The sequence below is a fragment of the Streptomyces sp. BL1 genome (assembly GCF_057628045.1).
The window spans coordinates 6244627-6261926 of record NZ_JBXYWZ010000002.1 but is presented as its reverse complement, the minus strand read 5'-3'; the positions used below and the strand labels follow the sequence as shown (position 1 = coordinate 6261926).

Below are 17300 nucleotides of genomic sequence, written 5' to 3'. Positions count from 1 at the left end.
GGGTCAGGCCTCCTGGGGCACGGCGGGAGCGGGCAGTTCGGGGGCCGCGGCCGTACCGAGGTAGACCTCCTGCACCTTCGGGTCGGCCTGCACCTCGGACACGGTGCCCTCGCTCAGTACGGCGCCGGCGTGCAGCACGGTGACGCTCTGCGCGAAGGCGCGCAGGAAGTCCATGTCGTGCTCGATGACGACGACGGTGCGCTCCTCGGCGATCTCCTCCAGCAGCCGCCCTGTGGCGTCCCGTTCGGCGGCGCTCATGCCGGCGACGGGCTCGTCGAGCAGCAGCAGCCGTACGTCCTGGACGAGGAGCATGCCGATCTCCAGCCACTGCTTCTGGCCGTGTGCGAGGGTGCCGGCGAGTGCGTCCCGGCGGTCGGTGAGACCGATGGTCTCCAGGGCGCGTTCGACGCTCTCGGGCACGGAGGTGCGCTGCCGCAGCAGGGTGCCGATGCCGCGGCCCGCGCCTGCGGCGATGTCGAGGTTCTGCAGGACGGACAGTTCCTCGAAGACGGTGGCGGTCTGGAAGGTGCGGCCGATGCCCGTACGGGCGATCTTCTGCACGCTGCGGCCGAGCAGTTCGCGCCCGTCGAAGCGGACCGAGCCGGTGGCCCGGGCCAGCCCGGTGACGGCGTCGACGAGGGTGGTCTTGCCCGCGCCGTTGGGGCCGATGAGGAAGCGCAGATCCCCGGGCCGCACGTCCAGGCTGACGCCGTCGACAGCGGTGAACCCGTCGAAGGTGACGCGCAGTTCGCGGACATTGAGGCCGCCGCGCCGGTCCGTCGCGGCCCGTCCGTCCGGCTGTCCTGCCGCTTCCCGGCCTGCCGCGTCCCGGTCCGCCGTACGTGCTGTCGTGTGGTGTTCCGTCATGCCGTCTGTACCTCCTTCTCCTGAGGTGCCGCCGTGTCCCGCGCCGCCGGTGCGCCGGCGTCCGGGGTGCCGGAGGTGCGTCGCGTACGGCCGCGCACAGTCCGCACGAGCGAGGCGAGGCCGCCGGGCAGGAAGGCCACGACGACGATGAACAGCAGCCCCTGCACGTACGTCCAGGCGGCCGGGAACTCCTCCGACAGCGCGCTCTTCGCCCACGCCACCGCGACCGCGCCGAGGACCGCGCCGAGCATGCTGGCCCGGCCGCCGATCGCCGCCCCGATGACGAACTCGATGGACGGCACGATGCCGATCAGCGCGGGCGAGATGATGCCGACGGCGGGCACGAACAGCGCTCCCGCCAGGCCGGCCGTCCCGGCGGCCGCGACGTACGCGGCGAGCTTCACGTTCGCCGGGTCGTAGCCGAGGAAGCGGACCCGCTCCTCGGAGTCCCGGACGGCGACGAGCAGTTCGCCGTAGCGGGAGCGGAACAGCTGCCGTACGAGCACCATCAGGGCCAGCAGCACCCCGGCGGTGAGGAGGTACACGGCGCGCTGGTTGGCGGGGTCGTTCAGGTCGTAGCCGAAGAAGCCCCGGATGTCGGTGAGCCCGTTGGTGCCGCCGGTGGACAGCTGCTGGCCGACCAGCCACAGGGCGAACGCGGCGGTGAGCGCCTGACTGAGGATGGCGAAGTACGCGCCGCGCACCCGGCGCCGGAAGACGAGCGCCCCGACGGCCGCGGCGACGGCCATCGGCAGCACCAGTACGGCGGCGACGGCGAAGACGGGACTGCGGAACGGCTCCCACCACCACGGGAGTTCGGTGCCGCTGCCGTACAGCCGCATGAAGTCCGGCAGATTGCCGGGGCCCGCGTCGGCGAGCTTCAGATGCATGGCCATGGCGTAGCCGCCGAGGCCGAAGAAGAGGCCCTGGCCGAGGGTGAGCATCCCGCCGCGGCCCCAGGCGAGGCTGATGCCGAGCGCGACCATGGCGACGCAGAGGTACTTGGCGAGCAGTCCGAGGCGGAAGCCGGACAGTACGAGGGGCGCGAGGACGAACAGCACGACGGCGCCCAGGGCGAATCCCAACAGTGCACGGTGGCGCCGCAGTCGGTGCAACAGGTCAGAGGTCATGCGAGGCTCCGGGTGCGCAGGGTGGTCAGCCCCTGGGGCCGCCACTGGAGGAAGGCGACGACGGCCACGAGCACGCACACCTTGGCGATGCTGACCGTGGTCGTGTACTCGAACACCGCCTGGAGGAGGCCGAGGACGAAGGCCGTGATCACGCTGCCCTTGAGCTGTCCCAGCCCGCCGACGACCACGACGAGGAAGGCGTCGATGATGATGTTGGTGCCCATGGCGGGTCCGATGGGGCCGACCAGCGTCAGCGCGACACCGGCCACACCGGCCAGTCCCGACCCGATGAAGAAGGTCGTACGGTCCACGCGGGCGGTCGGAATGCCGGACGCCTCGGCCAGATCGCGGTGCTGTACGACGGCGCGGATCCGGCGTCCCAGCGACGTGTGGCGCAGTGTCAGCGTGAGGGCCGCGAGGGCGGCGAGCGCGAGGCCGAGGATGAACAGCCTGCTGTTGGGCAGCGTCAGATCGCCGCTGACGGTGGTGGCTCCCGTGAACCATTCGGGCGCCGTGGTCTGCACGTTGGGGGCGCCGAAGACGTCCCGTGCGAGCTGTTGCAGCAGGAGGGACACGCCCCAGGTGACGAGCAGCGTGTCGAGGGGGCGTGCGTACAGCCGGCGGATCAGCAGCAGTTCGAGCAGCGCGCCCATCGACCCGGCCACCACGAAGGCGACGGGCAGGGCGAGCAGCAGCGGCAGTCCTGCACCGCCCATGGCCTGCTGGAGGACGTACGCCGTGTAGGCGCCCGCCATGATGAACTCGCCGTGCGCCATGTTGATGACGCCCATCTGACCGAAGGTCAGGCTGAGGCCGAGGGCGATCAGCAGCAGGACGGCGCCGATGCTGATGCCGGTGAAGGACTGGGTGAGCAACAGGGTCACGGAGCGGCTCCGGAGTCGGGGGTGGGGAGGCCCGAACAGCGCGGCGGTGCGGGGCAGTTCGAGGACCGGGTACGACGGGACGGTCCGCGGCTCAGGAGAGGCCGGCGGCCCAGGCGTCGCGCTTGAGGAAGGGATCGGGGCGGATGGCCTTCTCCGAGCGCCACACCTCGCGGATGAGTCCGTCGCCGCCGATCCGGCCGATGCGCGCCGTCTTGTGGAGGTGCTGGGTCCGCCCGTCGACCCGTACGCGCCCCTCCGGCGCGTCGTACTCCACTCCGTCCGCGGCGCGGCGCACCTTCTCCGGGTCGAAGCTGCCGGCCTTCTCGACCATGGCCTTCCACAGGTGCACGGAGGTGTAGGCGGCCTCCATGGGGTCGGAGGTGGGCTTGCCGCTGCCGTAGCGCTTCTTGTACGCCTGCACGAAGCGGGCGTTCTTGTGGCCGGGTGTCGTCTGGTAGTAGTTCCAGGAGGTCAACTGGTCCTTCAGGTACTGCGGTCCGATGCCCTTGACCTCCTCCTCGGCGAGCGAGACGGAGACAACGGGCATCTTCCGCGGCGTCAGCTGCGCCGATTTGTACTCTTTGAAGAAGGCCACATTGCTGTCGCCGTTCAGGGTGTTGAAGACCGCGTCGGCCTTGGCGGCCTTCACCTTGTTGGCGATCGTGCTGAACTCCGTGGAGCCCAGCGGCGCGTAGTCCTCACCGACGACCTTCATGCCGTGGCTCGCCGCGTACGCACGGATGATCTTGTTTGCGGTGCGCGGGAAGACGTAGTCGCTGCCGACCAGATAGAGCGTCTTCTTGCCCTGCTGCCGCAAGTAGTCCAGCGCCGGGACGATCTGCTGGTTGGTCGTGGCGCCGGAGTAGAAGATGTACGGGGACTGCTCCATCCCCTCGTACTGCACCGGGTAGAACAGCAGCGACTTGTTGCGTTCGAAGACCGGTTTGACGGCCTTGCGACTGGCGGACGTCCAGCAGCCGAACGTCGCCGCGACCCGGTCCCGGCTGGTCAGCTTCTGCGCCTTCTCCGCGAACGTCGGCCAGTCGGAGGCCCCGTCCTCGCTCACCGGCACGACCTTGCGCCCCAGCACCCCGCCGTCCGCGTTGATCTCGTCGACGGCGAGCCGCAGGGCGTCCCGTACGGTCACCTCGCTGATCGCCATCGTGCCGGACAGCGAGTTGAGCATGCCGACCTTCACCTCGTCGTCCGAGACGGCGAGTTGCGCAGGGCGCGCGGCGGTGCGCTGCGGCTCGCCGCCTCCGCCCTCCCCGGTACGGGCGCCGCAGCCGCCGAGCGTGACGGCCAGCGCGGCGGCGAGGGCCGCGCAGACCGCGGTCCGCACGGTACCGGGGCACCCGCGCGCGGGTGCGCCGGGGAGGGCGTCGTGCGGGGGATCCCCGTGGGCGGCTCTGTGCATGGAGTCTCCTTGGCGTGGACTCGACACAGCTTCAAGTCGCCCTGTTTCCCCGGCGTTTCGGACCCTTTACGGTCCGCGCACACCTCCCGCGCGGCCCTGCCGGAGGCCGCGGGGCTGTCTACGATCAGCGCGCGGGCGTGCGGGAACGGGCCCGTGCGACCGCTTCCCGTACGGGACAGGCTCCTGCGGGGCGCGGGTCAGGAGACCGCCTGGGCCGCGGCGCGGCCCGCCGCGCGGCCGGAGAAGATGCAGCCGCCCAGGAAGGTGCCCTCCAGCGAGCGGTAGCCGTGCACGCCGCCGCCGCCGAACCCGGCCGCCTCGCCCGCCGCGTACAGGCCGGGCACGGGGCTGCCCCGGCCCGTACCGGAGTCCGCGGACGCCTCGTCGCCCTGTTCCAGCACGCGCGACGACAGGTCGGTCTCCAGCCCGCCGAGGGACTTGCGGGTGAGGATGTTCAGCCGTACGGCGATGAGCGGGCCCGCCTTCGGGTCCAGCAGCCGGTGCGGAGCGGCGACGCGGATGAGCTTGTCACCGAGGTACTTGCGTGCCCCGTGGATCGCCGTCACCTGGGAGTCCTTGGTGAACTTGTTCGTCATCTCCCGGTCCCTGGCGGTGATTTCGCGGCGCACCTGGTCCTCGTCGAGGAGCTTGTCGCCGGTCAGCTCGTTCATGCGGCGCACGAGCGCGGACAGGTCGCGCTCGATGACGAAGTCCGCGCCGTGGTCCATGAACGCCTGCACGGGCCCCGGTGCGCCGCCCCGCGCCCGGCCCAGCACCTGACGGATGTCCTTGCCCGTGAGGTCCGGGTTCTGTTCGGACCCGGAGAGGGTGAACTCCTTCTCGATGATCTTCTGGCTGAGCACGAACCACGTGTGGTCGTGGCCGGACTTCATGATGTGGTCCAGCGTCCCGAGCGTGTCGAAGCCGGGGAACAGCGGCACGGGAAGCCGCCGCCCCGTGGCGTCCAGCCACAGGGAGGACGGTCCGGGCAGGATGCGGATGCCGTGCCGCGCCCAGATCGGGTTCCAGTTCTCGATGCCCTCGGTGTAGTGCCACATGCGGTCGCGGTTGACGATGCTCCCGCCGGCCCGTTCGGTGATGCCGAGCATCAGTCCGTCCACGTGTTCCGGTACGCCGGACAGCATCCGCCGGGGCGGAGTGCCCAGCCGTTCGGGCCAGTTGGCGCGTACCAGGTCGTGGTTGCCGCCGATCCCGCCGGACGTCACGATGACGGCCTGTGCGCGCAGTTCGAAGGCGCCCGCGACTTCGCGCCCGCTGGCCGTACCGCGCGCGGCGCTGCTCGGCTCCAGCACCTCACCGGTCACCGTGTCGACGCTGCCCGCGCTCCGCGAGAGGCCGGTGACCCGGTGCCGGAAGCGCAGTTCGACACGTCCGCGTGCGACGCCGGCCCGTACCCGGCGCTCGAAGGGGGCGACGACGCCGGGGCCCGTACCCCAGGTGATGTGGAAGCGGGGCACCGAATTGCCGTGCCCCGTCGCGTCGTAGCCGCCGCGCTCGGCCCAGCCGACGACGGGGAACAGCTGCAGTCCCTGCTGCCGCAGCCACGACCGCTTCTCCCCCGCCGCGAAGTCCACGTACGCCTCCGCCCAGCGGCGCGGCCAGTAGTCCTCCTGGCGGTCGAACGCGGCGGTGCCCAGCCAGTCCTGCCAGGCCAGTTCGCGGCTGTCGCGGACGCGCAGGCGGCGCTGCTCGGGCGAGTCGACGAGGAACAGACCGCCGAAGGACCAGTGCGCCTGGCCGCCCAGCGACTGCCCGGGCTCCTGGTCGAGCAGGATCACCTTCCGTCCGGCCTCGGCGAGTTCGGCGGTGGCGGCCAGTCCCGCGAGCCCCGCCCCGATCACGATCACATCGGCGTCGTACGCCATGTCCTCCACCTGACCCGTCCGTACGGCAGCACCTGGTTTACGGGAGAGTAACCGTTGGCCCCGCGGCCGCGGCACCCCCGGCGCGGATCGTGCGACGGGGCGCGGATGGTGGGATGGGCGCATGACGGAGCAGGCGCGTTCGGCTGACGAGCTGTTGGACATCGTGGACCGGGACGACCGGGTGACGGGAGTGGCCCGGCGCGGGGAGGTGATGGAACGCCGGCTGCGGCACCGCTGCGCGTCCGTGCGGGTGCGCGATCCGCAGGGCCGCATCTTCGTGCACCGGCGCACCCCCAACAAGATCGTTTTCCCGTCGATGTACGACGTGGTCGTGGGCGGCGTCGTCGGCGCGGGCGAGAGCTACGACGAGGCGGCGTTGCGCGAGGCGGAGGAGGAGCTGGGTGTCAGCGGGCTGCCGATGCCGCAGGCGCGGTTCACGTTCCTCTTCGACACTCCGGAACACAGCTGGTTCATCCGCGTGTACGAGGTGGAGTGCGCGCTTCCGGTGCGGCCGCAGCCGGAGGAGGTCGCGTGGTGGGACTTCCTGGAGGAGTCCGAACTGGAGCGCCGGCTCCCGGAGTGGAACGTCGTCCCCGACGGCCTGGAATGCCACCACCGCCTCAACGCGTGCCCGCCCTCCGGCCGGTGACGCCCCGACCCCCTGTCCCGCCGCAGCGGAACGCGCCCACAGCGGCACGCTCCGGCGGTCTGAACGCGACCCGCGCCCACCCACCGCCGACCGGCCCCGCCGAACACCCTTCCCGCTGCGGCGGAAAGAAGGTGCGGTCTCCTCCCGCCGCGACGGGAAAAGGGGTCGCACCCCACTCCGCCGCAGCGGGACTCCCCCGCGGCAGTACGCTCCGGCGGAATCGGCGGGACGCGGCCACACCTCCGGCCGGTCGCGCCGAACCCCCTTCCCGCTGGGGCGAATGGGACGGGTTTTCGCGCGGCAGAGGCGCGTCCCGCGAGGCGCGCCGCGCAGGAGGCGTCCCGTAGGGGCGCCGCCCCGGATCCGGTGGCCCCCACCGGACCGTGGCCCTCCGCACAGCGCGCAGCGACCCCGCATAGGGTCGGGGCATGTTCGAAAGAGTGGTCGCGACGCTGCGGCTGTGGTTCCGTCCGGAGCGTATCCGGGACGAGGGAAGCACCCCCGACTACCGGTTCTCCCTCGCCAACGAGCGCACCTTCCTCGCGTGGGTGCGCACCGCTCTGGCCCTGGTGGCGGGCGGTATCGCGGTGGACCAGTTCCTCACGCACCTGCGCTGGGGCTTCCGGACGACCGTCGCCGTCCTGCTGCTGGCCGGTGCCGTCGCGTGCGCGGTGCGCGCGATCAACCACTGGGCGCGCTGCGAGCGTGCGATGCGCCGCAAGGAGGATCTGCCCGTCTCGCGCTTCCCCGTGTGGCTGGCGCTCGCCACGGCCCTCGCCTCCGTGATCGTCGCCGTCGCCGTGGTGCTGGGCTGGGCCGGCGCGTGAGCACGGCCGGGGCGGACACCGAACGGTCCCCGCGCGACCCCGGCGCGCAGCCCGAGCGCACCCGTCTCGCGTGGCGGCGCACCACACTGTCGTTCGCCGTGTGCGTCGGTCTGACCGTGCGCAAGGCGCTGACCGACGGCAGTACGGCCGGGGGCGTCGCGGCCGTACTGGGTCTGGTCGCGTGGCTGGGTTTCCTCGCCGTGGCGCACCGCCGCATCGCGAACATGGCCGCGGCCCGCCCGCATGAGATGCCGGGCAGGCTGGTACAGGGGGCGGTGCTCTGTACGCTGGCGATGACGATCGTGGGAGCGGTGATGCTGTGGTAGACGGACAACGGGAGCCGCTGGTCGTGGTGATGGGCGTGTCCGGCTCGGGCAAGTCCACCGTCGGGACCGCGCTCGCGGAGCGGCTCGGCGTACCGTACGCGGACGCCGACGACTTCCATCCGGCGGCCAACGTGCGGAAGATGTCCGCCGGTACGCCGCTGACCGACGAGGACCGCAGGCCCTGGCTGGACGCGATCGCCGACTGGCTTGCCGGGCGCGCCGGTTCGGGCGGCGGAGTGGTCAGCTGCTCGGCGCTCCGGCGCCGTTACCGTGACCGGCTGCGCGAGGCGTCCGACGGTGTGTTCTTCGTCCATCTCGACGGCCCGGAGTCCCTGCTGGCGGAGCGCATGGCGGGGCGCAAGGGGCACTTCATGCCGAGTGCGCTGCTGCGTTCCCAACTGGACACGCTCGAACCGCTGGAGAGCGACGAGCCGGGCCGCGCGGTGTCCGTCGACGGCACTCCGGACGAGGTCACGGAACGCGCCGTGGAGGTCCTGCCCGGCTGATCCGCACCGGTCCGCGCGTTCTCCGGTACGAGACTCACGGAGCCCCGTACGAACGGGGCGCCGCGACCGTTGTGGGCTCTGTCTCGTCGTGACTCGTGCACAACCTCTGGACTCCATACCGACTAGTCGGCATGATCGAACCGGTTGCCACGTCCACCTCCCCCACCTGAGGAGCGCGCACGATGAGTGAGGAGAATCCGCCGGGTCTCGACCTGGCCCGGTTCGGCGAGTTTCTGGAGCGCGAGCGGCCCGGCCTCGCCCAGGGACCGCTGCGCGCCGAGGTGGTGCAGGGCGGACGGTCCAATCTGACGTACCGGGTCACCGACGGCACGTCCCGCTGGGTGCTGCGCAGGCCCCCGCTCGGCCATGTGCTCGCCACGGCGCACGACATGACGCGCGAGTTCCGGGTGATCAGCGCCCTGCACGGCACCGACGTACCGGTGCCGGAGACGCTGCTGCTGTGCGAGGACACGGACGTCATCGGGGCACCGTTCTACGTCATGGAGCACGTGGACGGCACTCCGTACCGCACCGCCGACGAGCTGGAGCCGCTCGGCCCCGAGCGCACCCGGCAGCTCGTCCTCGCGCTGCCCGACACGCTGGTCGCGCTGCACGCCGTCGACCCGGCGAAGGTCGGACTGTCCGACTTCGGCCGTCCGGAGGGCTTCCTGGAGCGTCAGCTGCGGCGCTGGGGCAAGCAGTTGGACGCGTCGCGCAACAGGGATCTGCCGCGCGTGGACGAACTGCACGAGGCTCTGGGGCGCGAGCTGCCCGAGTCGCCCGAACCGGCCATCGTGCACGGCGACTTCCGCCTGGACAACGTGCTCGCCGACTCCGACGACCGGATCGCCGCGGTGCTCGACTGGGAGATGTCCACCCTGGGCGACCCGCTGACCGACCTGGGTCTGCTGGTGATGTACAGCGAGCGGCAGCACGTACCCGACTCGCCTGTCAGCACCACCTCCGGCGCGCCCGGCCATCCGGACGCCGCCGAACTGGTCGCGCGGTACGCCGAGCTGTCGGGCCGCGACGTGTCCCGCATCAACTGGTACACGGCGTTCGCCTACTTCAAGCTCGCCGTGATCCTGGAGGGCATCCACTACCGCTACACGCTCGGCCAAACGGTCGGACCGGGCTTCGACCGGATCGGCGATCTCGTTCCGGTCTTCATCGACAACGGACTCACCACTCTGCGGAAGGGCTGACGGCCACATGGACTTCGCATTCGACGCCCGCACGGAAGAGCTCCGCGAGCAGCTGCTGGCCTTCATGGACAAGCACGTCTACCCGGCGGAGGCGGTGGCCGAGGAGCAGCGTGCGGCGCTGACGAACCCCTGGGAGACCGTGCCCGTCCAGGAGGAGCTCAAGGAGACGGCGCGCCGGCAGGGCCTGTGGAACCTCTTCCTGCCGGACAACACGTACGGCGCGGGGCTGACCAATCTGCAGTACGCGCCGCTGTGCGAAATCCTCGGCCGCAGCCCCCAGTTGGCGCCCACGGCGCTGAACTGCGCGGCCCCGGACACCGGCAACATGGAGCTCCTCACGCAGTTCGCCAACGCGGAGCAGCGGCGGAAGTGGCTGGACCCGCTGCTCGCGGGGGAGATCCGTTCGGCGTTCGCGATGACGGAGCCGGAGGTCGCCTCCTCGGACGCGACGAACATCGAGACCCGCATCCGGCGCGAGGGCGATGACTATGTCATCAACGGCCGCAAGTGGTTCATCTCCGGGGCCATGCACCCCGACTGCAAGATCTTCATCGTGATGGGCAAGACCGACCCGGACGGCGAGGACCAGCGCCGCCAGCAGTCGATGGTGCTCGTCCCGCGCGACACCCCGGGCCTCGAAGTGCGGCGCGCCATGCAGGTGTACGGCTACGAGGACCACTACCACGGCGGTCACGCCGAGGTGCTGTTCGACAACGTGCGGGTGCCCGCGGCGAACCTCGTCGGCGAGGAGGGCGGCGGCTTCGCCATCGCGCAGGCGCGGCTCGGCCCGGGCCGTATCCACCACTGCATGCGGCTGATCGGCATGGCGGAGCGCGCCATCGAGCTCATGTGCCGCCGCGCGCAGGGCCGTACGGCCTTCGGCAAGCCGCTGGCCGCGCAGGGCGTGGTGCAGGAGTGGATCGCGGACGCGCGGGTGGAGGTCGAGCAGCTGCGGCTGCTGGTCCTGAAGACCGCCTGGCTGATGGACACGGTCGGCAACCGCGGTGCGCACACCGAGATCCAGTCCATCAAGATCGCGACTCCGCGCGCGGTGGTCGGCATTCTCGACAAGGCCGTGCAGCTGCACGGCGCCGGCGGCGTAAGCCAGGACTTCCCGCTGGCCCACCTGTGGGCGGCGGCCCGTACGCTGCAGCTGGCCGACGGTCCGGACGAGGTGCACCAGCGCTCCCTGGCCCGCCGCGAGCTGAAGCAGTACGCGTGACGCGCTGAAGGCTCCTGAACTGCCGCACCCCGCGCCCGGATCCGGGCGCGGGGTGCGGCAGTACGAGCAGCGGGATCAGGGGGTGACGACCACGCGTCCCGTGGTGACGCCGTCGAAGACGCGCTGCACGGCGTCCGCCGCGTCCGTCATGGGTACGCGCTCGCTCACCAGCGGCCGTACGGCGCCGTCCGAGGCCAGCTTGGTCAGCTCCTCGTGGCAGGCGGTGATGGCGGCCGGGTCCTTCGCGTTGTAGAGGCCCCAGTGCAGGCCGAGGACCGAATAGTTCTTCACCAGCGCGTGGTTGAGGGCTGCCGCCGGGATGACGCCGCTGGCGAAGCCGACGACCACGATGCGGCCCTCGAAGGCGATGACCTTCGTGGACTGCTTGAACGCCTCGCCGCCGACCGGGTCGTAGACGACGTCCACGCCGGCCTTGCCCGTGGCCTCCTTGACCGTGGCGATGACGTCCTGTTCGCGGCGGTCGACCACGAGGTCGCAGCCGAGTTCCCGCGCGGTCTCCGCCTTCGCCGCGCCGCCGACGACACCGATGACACGTGCGCCGGCCGCCTTGCCCAACTGCACGGCGGCGCTGCCCACTCCGCCGGCCGCCGCGTGCACGAGCAGCGTCTCGCCGGGCTGCAGCGCGGCCCTGCGGTGCAGGCCGAACCAGCCGGTCTGATAGCCGATGTGCAGCGCCGCGGCCTGCGCGTCGTCCAGCGCCGCGGGCGCGGGGCGCACACTGGCGGCGCTCACGACGGCCTGTTCGGCGAACCCGCCGGACGGCAGCACCGGCTGGGCGATGACCCGCTCCCCCACGGCGGGCGCCCCGTCCGTACCGGGGCCGGCCGCCAGGATGTCGCCGCACAGTTCGACACCCGGCGTGAACGGGAAGTCGGGGCGCACCTGGTACTCGCCCCGGCACATCAGCGCGTCGGGGAAGTTCACGTTCGCCGCCCGCACCCGCACGAGCAGTTCGCCCTCCCCGGGGGACGGCGGCTCCGGCGTCTCCTCGAGCCGCATCACGTCACGCGGCTCACCGTTCGAATGGACGCGCCATGCCTTCACTGGGGGCTCCCTTGAGTCTCGTCCGTACGTGTGCGAGCGGGCGCTACGGGCGCAGCGCCCGCAGCAGCAGGTCCGCGAGGTGGCCGGCGACCTCGTCAGGCGCGAGCCGGCCGTCCGGGCGGTACCAGCTGCTGAGGTGGTGGACGGAGCCGAAGTGGTAGTCCACCACCAGGTCGGCGGGGGTGTCCGTGGTGAACACCCCGTCCTTCTGGCCCTCTTCGATGAGTGCCCGGAAGCCCTCGTGGTAGCGGCGCCGCTCGGCGCGCACCTGCTTCTGCTTCTCGGGGCTGAGCTGGTGCATGGACCGGAAGAAGATCGAGGCGTCGTCGAGGTTCTCGATGGTGGTGACGACGACGTCGGCCGCGGCGTCCCGCAGCCGCTCCTGCACCGGCTTCTGCGACGCCGCGATCGAGTCGAGGCGCTGCTGCTGGAGCCGCAGCAGCCGGCCGTAGATCTCGTGCAGCAGATCGTCCTTCGAGCCGAAGTAGTGGTAGAGGGCGCCCTTGGTGACGCCCGCCGCCTCGACGATCTCCTGTACGGAGGTGCGGTCGTAGCCGCGCTCGGCGAAGAGGCGGGTGGCGGCCTCCATCAGCCGCTGCGGAACAGGCGCAGCTCCCTTGCCGGACGGGCCGGCACCGCTGCCCTTGTCCGCTGCCCTGGCCGTGGCCATGGCCGTCACCTGCCTCTCTCGTCCGCTCCTGCGGCGTTCGTCCTATGCGGGGTGGCGGGGCTGTGAACGCAGTTCCCGCCGCAGGATCTTCCCACTGGTCGTCTTGGGCAGCTCCGGCAGGATCTCCACCGACCGCGGGTACTTGTACGCGGCGAGCTGCTCCTTGCAGTGCGCGATCAGCTCCTGCTCCCCGGTCTCCTCGCCGGGCCGCAGGCTGACGTACGCCTTGACCGTCTCGCCCCGGTAGCTGTCCATCTCGCCGACGACGGCCGCCTCGTGGACCGCCGGGTGCAGATAGAGGACGTCCTCCACCTCGCGCGGCCACACCTTGAACCCGGACGCGTTGATCATGTCCTTCTTGCGGTCCACGACGTACAGCCAGCCGTCCAGGTCCATGAACCCGATGTCGCCGGTGCGCAGTTCACCGTCCGGCAGGGCCGCGGCCGACTCCTCGGGGCGCCGCCAGTAGCCGGGCACTACCTGCGGGCCGCGTACGGCGATCTCGCCGAGCTCGCCGAACGGCACCGGCTGCCCCTCGTCGTCGAGGATGCGCACGACGGTGTCGGGTCCCGGCACGCCGACGGCGAGGGTGCCCGAGGCGGGGTCGACGGGTGCCTCCTTCTCCGGGGGTACGGAGGCGCAGGGCGCGGTGCACTCGGTGAGCCCATACCCGTTGCGCAGATAGAGGCCGTACGCCGCCCGGAACTTCTCGACCAGCGCGGGCGGCAGCGGCGCCCCGCCCGAGGACACGAACTCGAAGGACGCGAAGTGCTCGCGGGTGACGGCCGGATGGGCGGCGAGCGCCATGTACGCGGTCGACGGGCCGACGGTGAACGCCGGCTTGTGCTCCAGGAAGGCGTCCAGGACGACGCCCGCCTCGAAGCGGTACGCGAGGGCCAGGGTGCCCCTGTTGGCCACCGTTCCGGCCAACTGGGCGACCATGCCGGTGATGTGGAACAGCGGCGCGAGCGCGAACACGCACGAGCCCTCGTGCAGCCGTCCGCCGGTGCGCTGCCGTTCCGCGTTGTACATCAGGTTGGCGTGCGTGTTCATCGCGCCCTTGGGGGCGCCGCTGGTGCCGGAGGTGTAGCTGACCAGCGCCGTGTCGCCGCTGGTGAGCGGGCGGCCCCCGGGTGCCGGACTGCCGCTGCGGGCGACGGCGAGCAGGTCGTGCGCGTCGTCGGCGGGCGCGGCCCGTTCGAAGTCGAGCACACGAGTGTCGTCGCGGGTCTGCAGGTCGAGTTCGCATGCGGTGAGCACCGTACGGACGGGCGAGTCCGCCGCGGTCGCGCGCAGGTACGCCTCCCACGCGCGGTCCGAGCACACCAGCGCGGACACCTCGGCGTCGTGCAGGACGTGCGCGACCTCCCGCTGCTTGTACATCGGGTTGACGGGGACGGCGATGCCGCCCGCCTTGTAGATGCCCAGCAGTGCGAGGACGAAGTGCGGACTGTTCTGCAGGATGAGCGCACATCTGCCGCCGTGCTCCAGCCCGTTGGCGGCCAGATGGGCGGCGATGCCGTCGGTCAGACTGTCGGTCTCCGTGTAGCTGAGCCGCCCGTCGAAGTACGCGAGGAAGGTGCGGTCGGGCGTCCTCTCGACGGCGGTGCGGAACGCGTGCAGCAGCGTCTCGGGCGGCTGCACGGGGGCCCGTTGGGCCTCGCTGAGCTGAGCGAGCCAGGGCTTGTCCTCGTACGTGGTCACCTGGCCCCCTCCTCGCCCGCGGTCTGCGGGGCGCTCTCCCCGAGCCGTGCCTCCAGCTTCTGCTGCAGCCGGTTCATGCCGCCCAGCCATTTGTCCGTGTCGGCGGCGCGGCCCGCGTACATGCTGTCGGTGCCCTCGCTCGGGAGGACCATGAAGCGGCCCTCGTCCATGGCGTCGAACAGTGCGTCGGCGACGTCGGAGGCCTCGATGGCGCCCGGGAGGAGCACCAGTTCACCGGCCGCGCCCGACCCGTCGAGGATGTCCGTACGGACGCCCTGCGGGCAGATGGCGTGTACGTCGATGCCGCGGTGCCGGTAGGTCACCGACAGCCATTCGGCGAAGGACACGGCGGCGTGCTTGGTCACGCTGTACGGCGCGGCGCCGACCATCGTCAGCAGTCCGGCGGCCGAGGCGGTGCCGACGAACCGGCCGTGCCCGCGCTCCAGCCACTCGGGCAACAGCTCGCGCGCCGCGCGGACATGGGCCATGACGTGCACGTCCCACGCCGTCTCCCACACCTCGTCCGGGGCCTCGGGGCCGCCGCCCACGGACAGTCCGGCGTTGGCACAGAACGTGTCGATGGGCGTGCCGCCGAGCGCCTCGCGGGCGGCCGGTACGACGGTGGAGGCGTCGCCCGGTACGGCGATCCCGCCGATCTCGCCGGCGACGGCCTTCGCCTTGTCCGCGTCCAGGTCGTTGACGACGACTCTGGCCCCCGCCGCGGCGAACCGCCGGGCCAGCGCGGCGCCGATGCCGCCTCCGCCCCCGGTGACGACCACTCCGCTGTCGCGCAACGACTCCATACCGGCTCCTCTTTCACGCAGGTTGTCCTGGTGTTGCCGTTTCCTGCCGCCCGGCCGGCCCGCATCTCCGGCCGGGGTCCGGGGTCGCCCCCGGGGAAACGCAGCACGTGCGCCTTCGCATGTGCGGCCCCCGCGAGCGGCAGACTAACCAGTCGGTATGTCACGGGGGAAGAGCCGGAACCCAACTCGGCCGCTCCCCCGCCCCAGGGCTCTCCCCTCCTTGCGGGCCTCCTCCCCGTACGGATCCGGCCACCGCCCGGCGGTGTCACGCCATACGCGGCAAACACTCGGCAAGGGTCCGGCAAAGAGCGCGCACCCGCTCGGCAAACCTCGCGGCAGCGACGACCCCGCAGCCCCCGCATGACGGGCTTTCCGCTCATCACCGGCCCTGCCATGCCGAGTTGGTGTCACCGGGAACCAAGATCTAATCTCGTAGGTGGTTGGCTCAGGCAACCTTTTTGCGGGGTGCTCCGGCACGGTGCCGCCCACCCCGTACTCGACCACTTTCATGAACACCCCGCCGGCGTGCGAGGACGCGCGCGCCGGCACAGGAGGAACACAGATGCCCGTCGCCGCACCGCACTTCAGCAGTCATGTCGAGAAGAACCTCGGCGCACTGCGGGACATCCCCGACCGGGAGGTCCTGGTGCACGGCAGCCACCGCGTCACCGCCGGCGAGTTCCACGACCTCGTGTACAGGATGGCGCGGGCCATGCGGGCACAGGGCATCGAGCGGGGGCAGACCGTCACGCTGCTGAGCGGGAACCTGCCGGAGACCGTCGCCGCGCGCTACGCGGCCAACATCCTCGGCTGCCGCGTCAACCACCTCTACAACAAGCTGTCCGCCGACGTGCAGGCCGCCATCGTCCGCGACGTGGAGACCGCCGCGCTCGTCGTCGACCCGCGCTCCGCCGAACGCGCCGCGGAGATCACCGAGTCGGCACCCGTGGGCAACGTGCTCGTGCTCGGCCCGGCGAAGCAGGGCGAGGACCTGCTGGAGCTGGCGGCGCAGGAGTCCGCCGAACCGTTCGAGAGCCCGGCACGCCCCGAGGACGTGTGCACCATCCGGCACACCGGCGGCACCACCGGCCACCCGAAGGGCATCGTCAGCACCTTCCAGGCCGTGCACGACATGTACGAGGCCCGGCAGTTCCGCGCCGACGGCGACACGACGCCGCGGCAGCTGGTCTGCACGACCCTCGCGCACGCGGCCGGCTACATGGCCGACACCGTGCTGGAGTCCGGCGGCACCGTCGTCCTGCTGGACGACTTCGACCCGGCCGAGGTGCTCGCGGCGATCGAGCGCGAGCGCATCACGCTGATGTTCCTGCTGCCGCCGCTGCTGTACCAGCTGATGGACCACCCGGACTCGGCGTCCACCGACACCTCCAGCCTGCACCGCGTCATCTACGGCGGCTGCCAGTCCTCCCCCGCCCGGATCGCCGACGCCGTACGCCGCCTCGGCCCCGTACTGGCCCAGGGGTACGGGCAGAACGAGTCGGGCGGCATCAGCATCCTGCCCGCCGAGGACCACGACCCCGAGCGTCCCGAACTGCTGCGCTCCGCCGGCAAGATCCTGGACGGCGTCGAGGTCGAGGTCCGCGCCGAGGACGGCTCCACCGTGCCGAACGGCGAGCTCGGCGAGATATGCGTGCGCTCCGCGCACGTCATGCAGGGCTACTGGAAGCAGCCCGAGCTGACCGCCGAGGTGCTGCGGGACGGCTGGCTGCACACCGGCGACATCGGCCACCTCGACGACGAGGGCTACCTCACGGTCGTCGACCGCATCAAGGACATGATCGTCGTGGTGGGCGGTCACGTGTACACGACCGAGCTCGAGGACGTCCTCAACTCCCATCCGCAGGTGCTGCAGAGCGCCGTCTTCGGCGTCCGCGACGAGGACAACATGGAGCAGGTGCACGCCGCGGTGGTGCTCGCGCCGGACGCGGACACCACCGCCGAGGACCTCCGCGCCATGGTGCTGGAGGAGCGCGGCGCCATGTACCGGCCGGCCCGCATCGCGTTCCTGGACGAGCTGCCGCTCACCGACGCGGGCAAGCCGGACAAGAAGCAGCTCCGCCTGGCGACCACGGAGGGCTGACGGCCGGCTGACGGCCGCGGCCCGGCGTACGGGCGTGC

Annotated in this window: 16 protein-coding genes; 7 read left to right on the top strand and 9 right to left on the bottom strand. The window is 71.6% G+C overall.

Annotated features, from left to right (window positions below; genetic code table 11):
• Positions 1–3: 3 nt before the first annotated feature.
• From urtD to AC3AGO_RS27485, 5 genes are all read right to left on the bottom strand, one after another.
• Positions 4–867, bottom strand: coding sequence for an urea ABC transporter ATP-binding protein UrtD (gene urtD, locus AC3AGO_RS27505; protein WP_487822920.1), 864 nt, complete (start codon positions 865–867; stop codon positions 4–6).
• On the bottom strand, positions 864–1997 hold the full coding sequence (gene urtC, locus AC3AGO_RS27500; protein WP_487822919.1) for an urea ABC transporter permease subunit UrtC: 1134 nt from the start codon (positions 1995–1997) through the stop codon (positions 864–866). Before urtC ends, urtD begins: the two co-directional genes overlap by 4 nt.
• Complete coding sequence (gene urtB / locus AC3AGO_RS27495; protein WP_487822918.1) at positions 1994–2881, bottom strand: urea ABC transporter permease subunit UrtB; 888 nt, start codon at positions 2879–2881, stop codon at positions 1994–1996. The genes urtC and urtB overlap by 4 nt, the downstream gene beginning before the upstream one ends.
• Positions 2882–2972: 91 nt before the next feature.
• Positions 2973–4298, bottom strand: coding sequence for an urea ABC transporter substrate-binding protein (urtA, locus tag AC3AGO_RS27490; protein ID WP_487822917.1), 1326 nt, complete (start codon positions 4296–4298; stop codon positions 2973–2975).
• Between the two features lie 197 nt (positions 4299–4495).
• Positions 4496–6184 carry an FAD-binding dehydrogenase gene (locus tag AC3AGO_RS27485; protein ID WP_487822916.1) on the bottom strand — a complete coding sequence of 563 codons (1689 nt, stop codon included), beginning with the start codon at positions 6182–6184 and terminating at the stop codon, positions 4496–4498.
• A 121-nt stretch (positions 6185–6305) separates the two neighbouring features.
• On the opposite strand from AC3AGO_RS27485, the gene AC3AGO_RS27480 reads away from it, so the two are divergent.
• The 6 genes from AC3AGO_RS27480 (at position 6306) to AC3AGO_RS27455 (ending at position 10919) form a co-directional block, all read left to right on the top strand.
• Entirely contained in the window at positions 6306–6833 is a 528-nt protein-coding gene (locus AC3AGO_RS27480; protein WP_487822915.1) for an NUDIX domain-containing protein, read from the top strand.
• A 428-nt stretch (positions 6834–7261) separates the two neighbouring features.
• A complete protein-coding gene (locus AC3AGO_RS27475) occupies positions 7262–7660 on the top strand; it encodes a YidH family protein (RefSeq protein ID WP_487822914.1) in 399 nt (132 codons plus the stop codon).
• Entirely contained in the window at positions 7657–7986 is a 330-nt protein-coding gene (locus AC3AGO_RS27470) for a DUF202 domain-containing protein (RefSeq protein ID WP_487822913.1), read from the top strand. The genes AC3AGO_RS27475 and AC3AGO_RS27470 overlap by 4 nt, the downstream gene beginning before the upstream one ends.
• Before the next feature lie 29 nt (positions 7987–8015).
• The gene (locus AC3AGO_RS27465) at positions 8016–8492 is read left to right on the top strand and encodes a gluconokinase (RefSeq protein ID WP_487824847.1); all 477 of its coding nucleotides are present in this window, start codon (positions 8016–8018) and stop codon (positions 8490–8492) included.
• A 182-nt stretch (positions 8493–8674) separates the two neighbouring features.
• A complete protein-coding gene (locus AC3AGO_RS27460) occupies positions 8675–9697 on the top strand; it encodes a phosphotransferase family protein (protein WP_487822912.1) in 1023 nt (340 codons plus the stop codon).
• Between the two features lie 7 nt (positions 9698–9704).
• Positions 9705–10919 carry an acyl-CoA dehydrogenase family protein gene (locus AC3AGO_RS27455; protein WP_487822911.1) on the top strand — a complete coding sequence of 405 codons (1215 nt, stop codon included), beginning with the start codon at positions 9705–9707 and terminating at the stop codon, positions 10917–10919.
• A 75-nt stretch (positions 10920–10994) separates the two neighbouring features.
• Here AC3AGO_RS27455 and AC3AGO_RS27450 read toward each other — a convergent pair whose 3' ends face one another.
• The 4 genes from AC3AGO_RS27450 to AC3AGO_RS27435 form a co-directional block, all read right to left on the bottom strand.
• On the bottom strand, positions 10995–11984 hold the full coding sequence (locus AC3AGO_RS27450; RefSeq protein ID WP_487822910.1) for an NADPH:quinone oxidoreductase family protein: 990 nt from the start codon (positions 11982–11984) through the stop codon (positions 10995–10997).
• A gap of 43 nt (positions 11985–12027) precedes the next feature.
• The gene (locus AC3AGO_RS27445; RefSeq protein ID WP_487824846.1) at positions 12028–12573 is read right to left on the bottom strand and encodes a TetR/AcrR family transcriptional regulator; all 546 of its coding nucleotides are present in this window, start codon (positions 12571–12573) and stop codon (positions 12028–12030) included.
• Positions 12574–12696: 123 nt separating this feature from the next.
• A complete protein-coding gene (locus AC3AGO_RS27440) occupies positions 12697–14358 on the bottom strand; it encodes an AMP-binding protein (RefSeq protein WP_487822909.1) in 1662 nt (553 codons plus the stop codon).
• Entirely contained in the window at positions 14355–15161 is an 807-nt protein-coding gene (locus tag AC3AGO_RS27435) for an SDR family oxidoreductase (RefSeq protein ID WP_487822908.1), read from the bottom strand. Before AC3AGO_RS27435 ends, AC3AGO_RS27440 begins: the two co-directional genes overlap by 4 nt.
• A 562-nt stretch (positions 15162–15723) precedes the next feature.
• Between AC3AGO_RS27435 and AC3AGO_RS27430 the strand changes: the two genes are divergently transcribed.
• Positions 15724–17262 carry an AMP-binding protein gene (locus AC3AGO_RS27430; RefSeq protein ID WP_487822907.1) on the top strand — a complete coding sequence of 513 codons (1539 nt, stop codon included), beginning with the start codon at positions 15724–15726 and terminating at the stop codon, positions 17260–17262.
• The last annotated feature ends 38 nt before the right edge of the window (positions 17263–17300 follow it).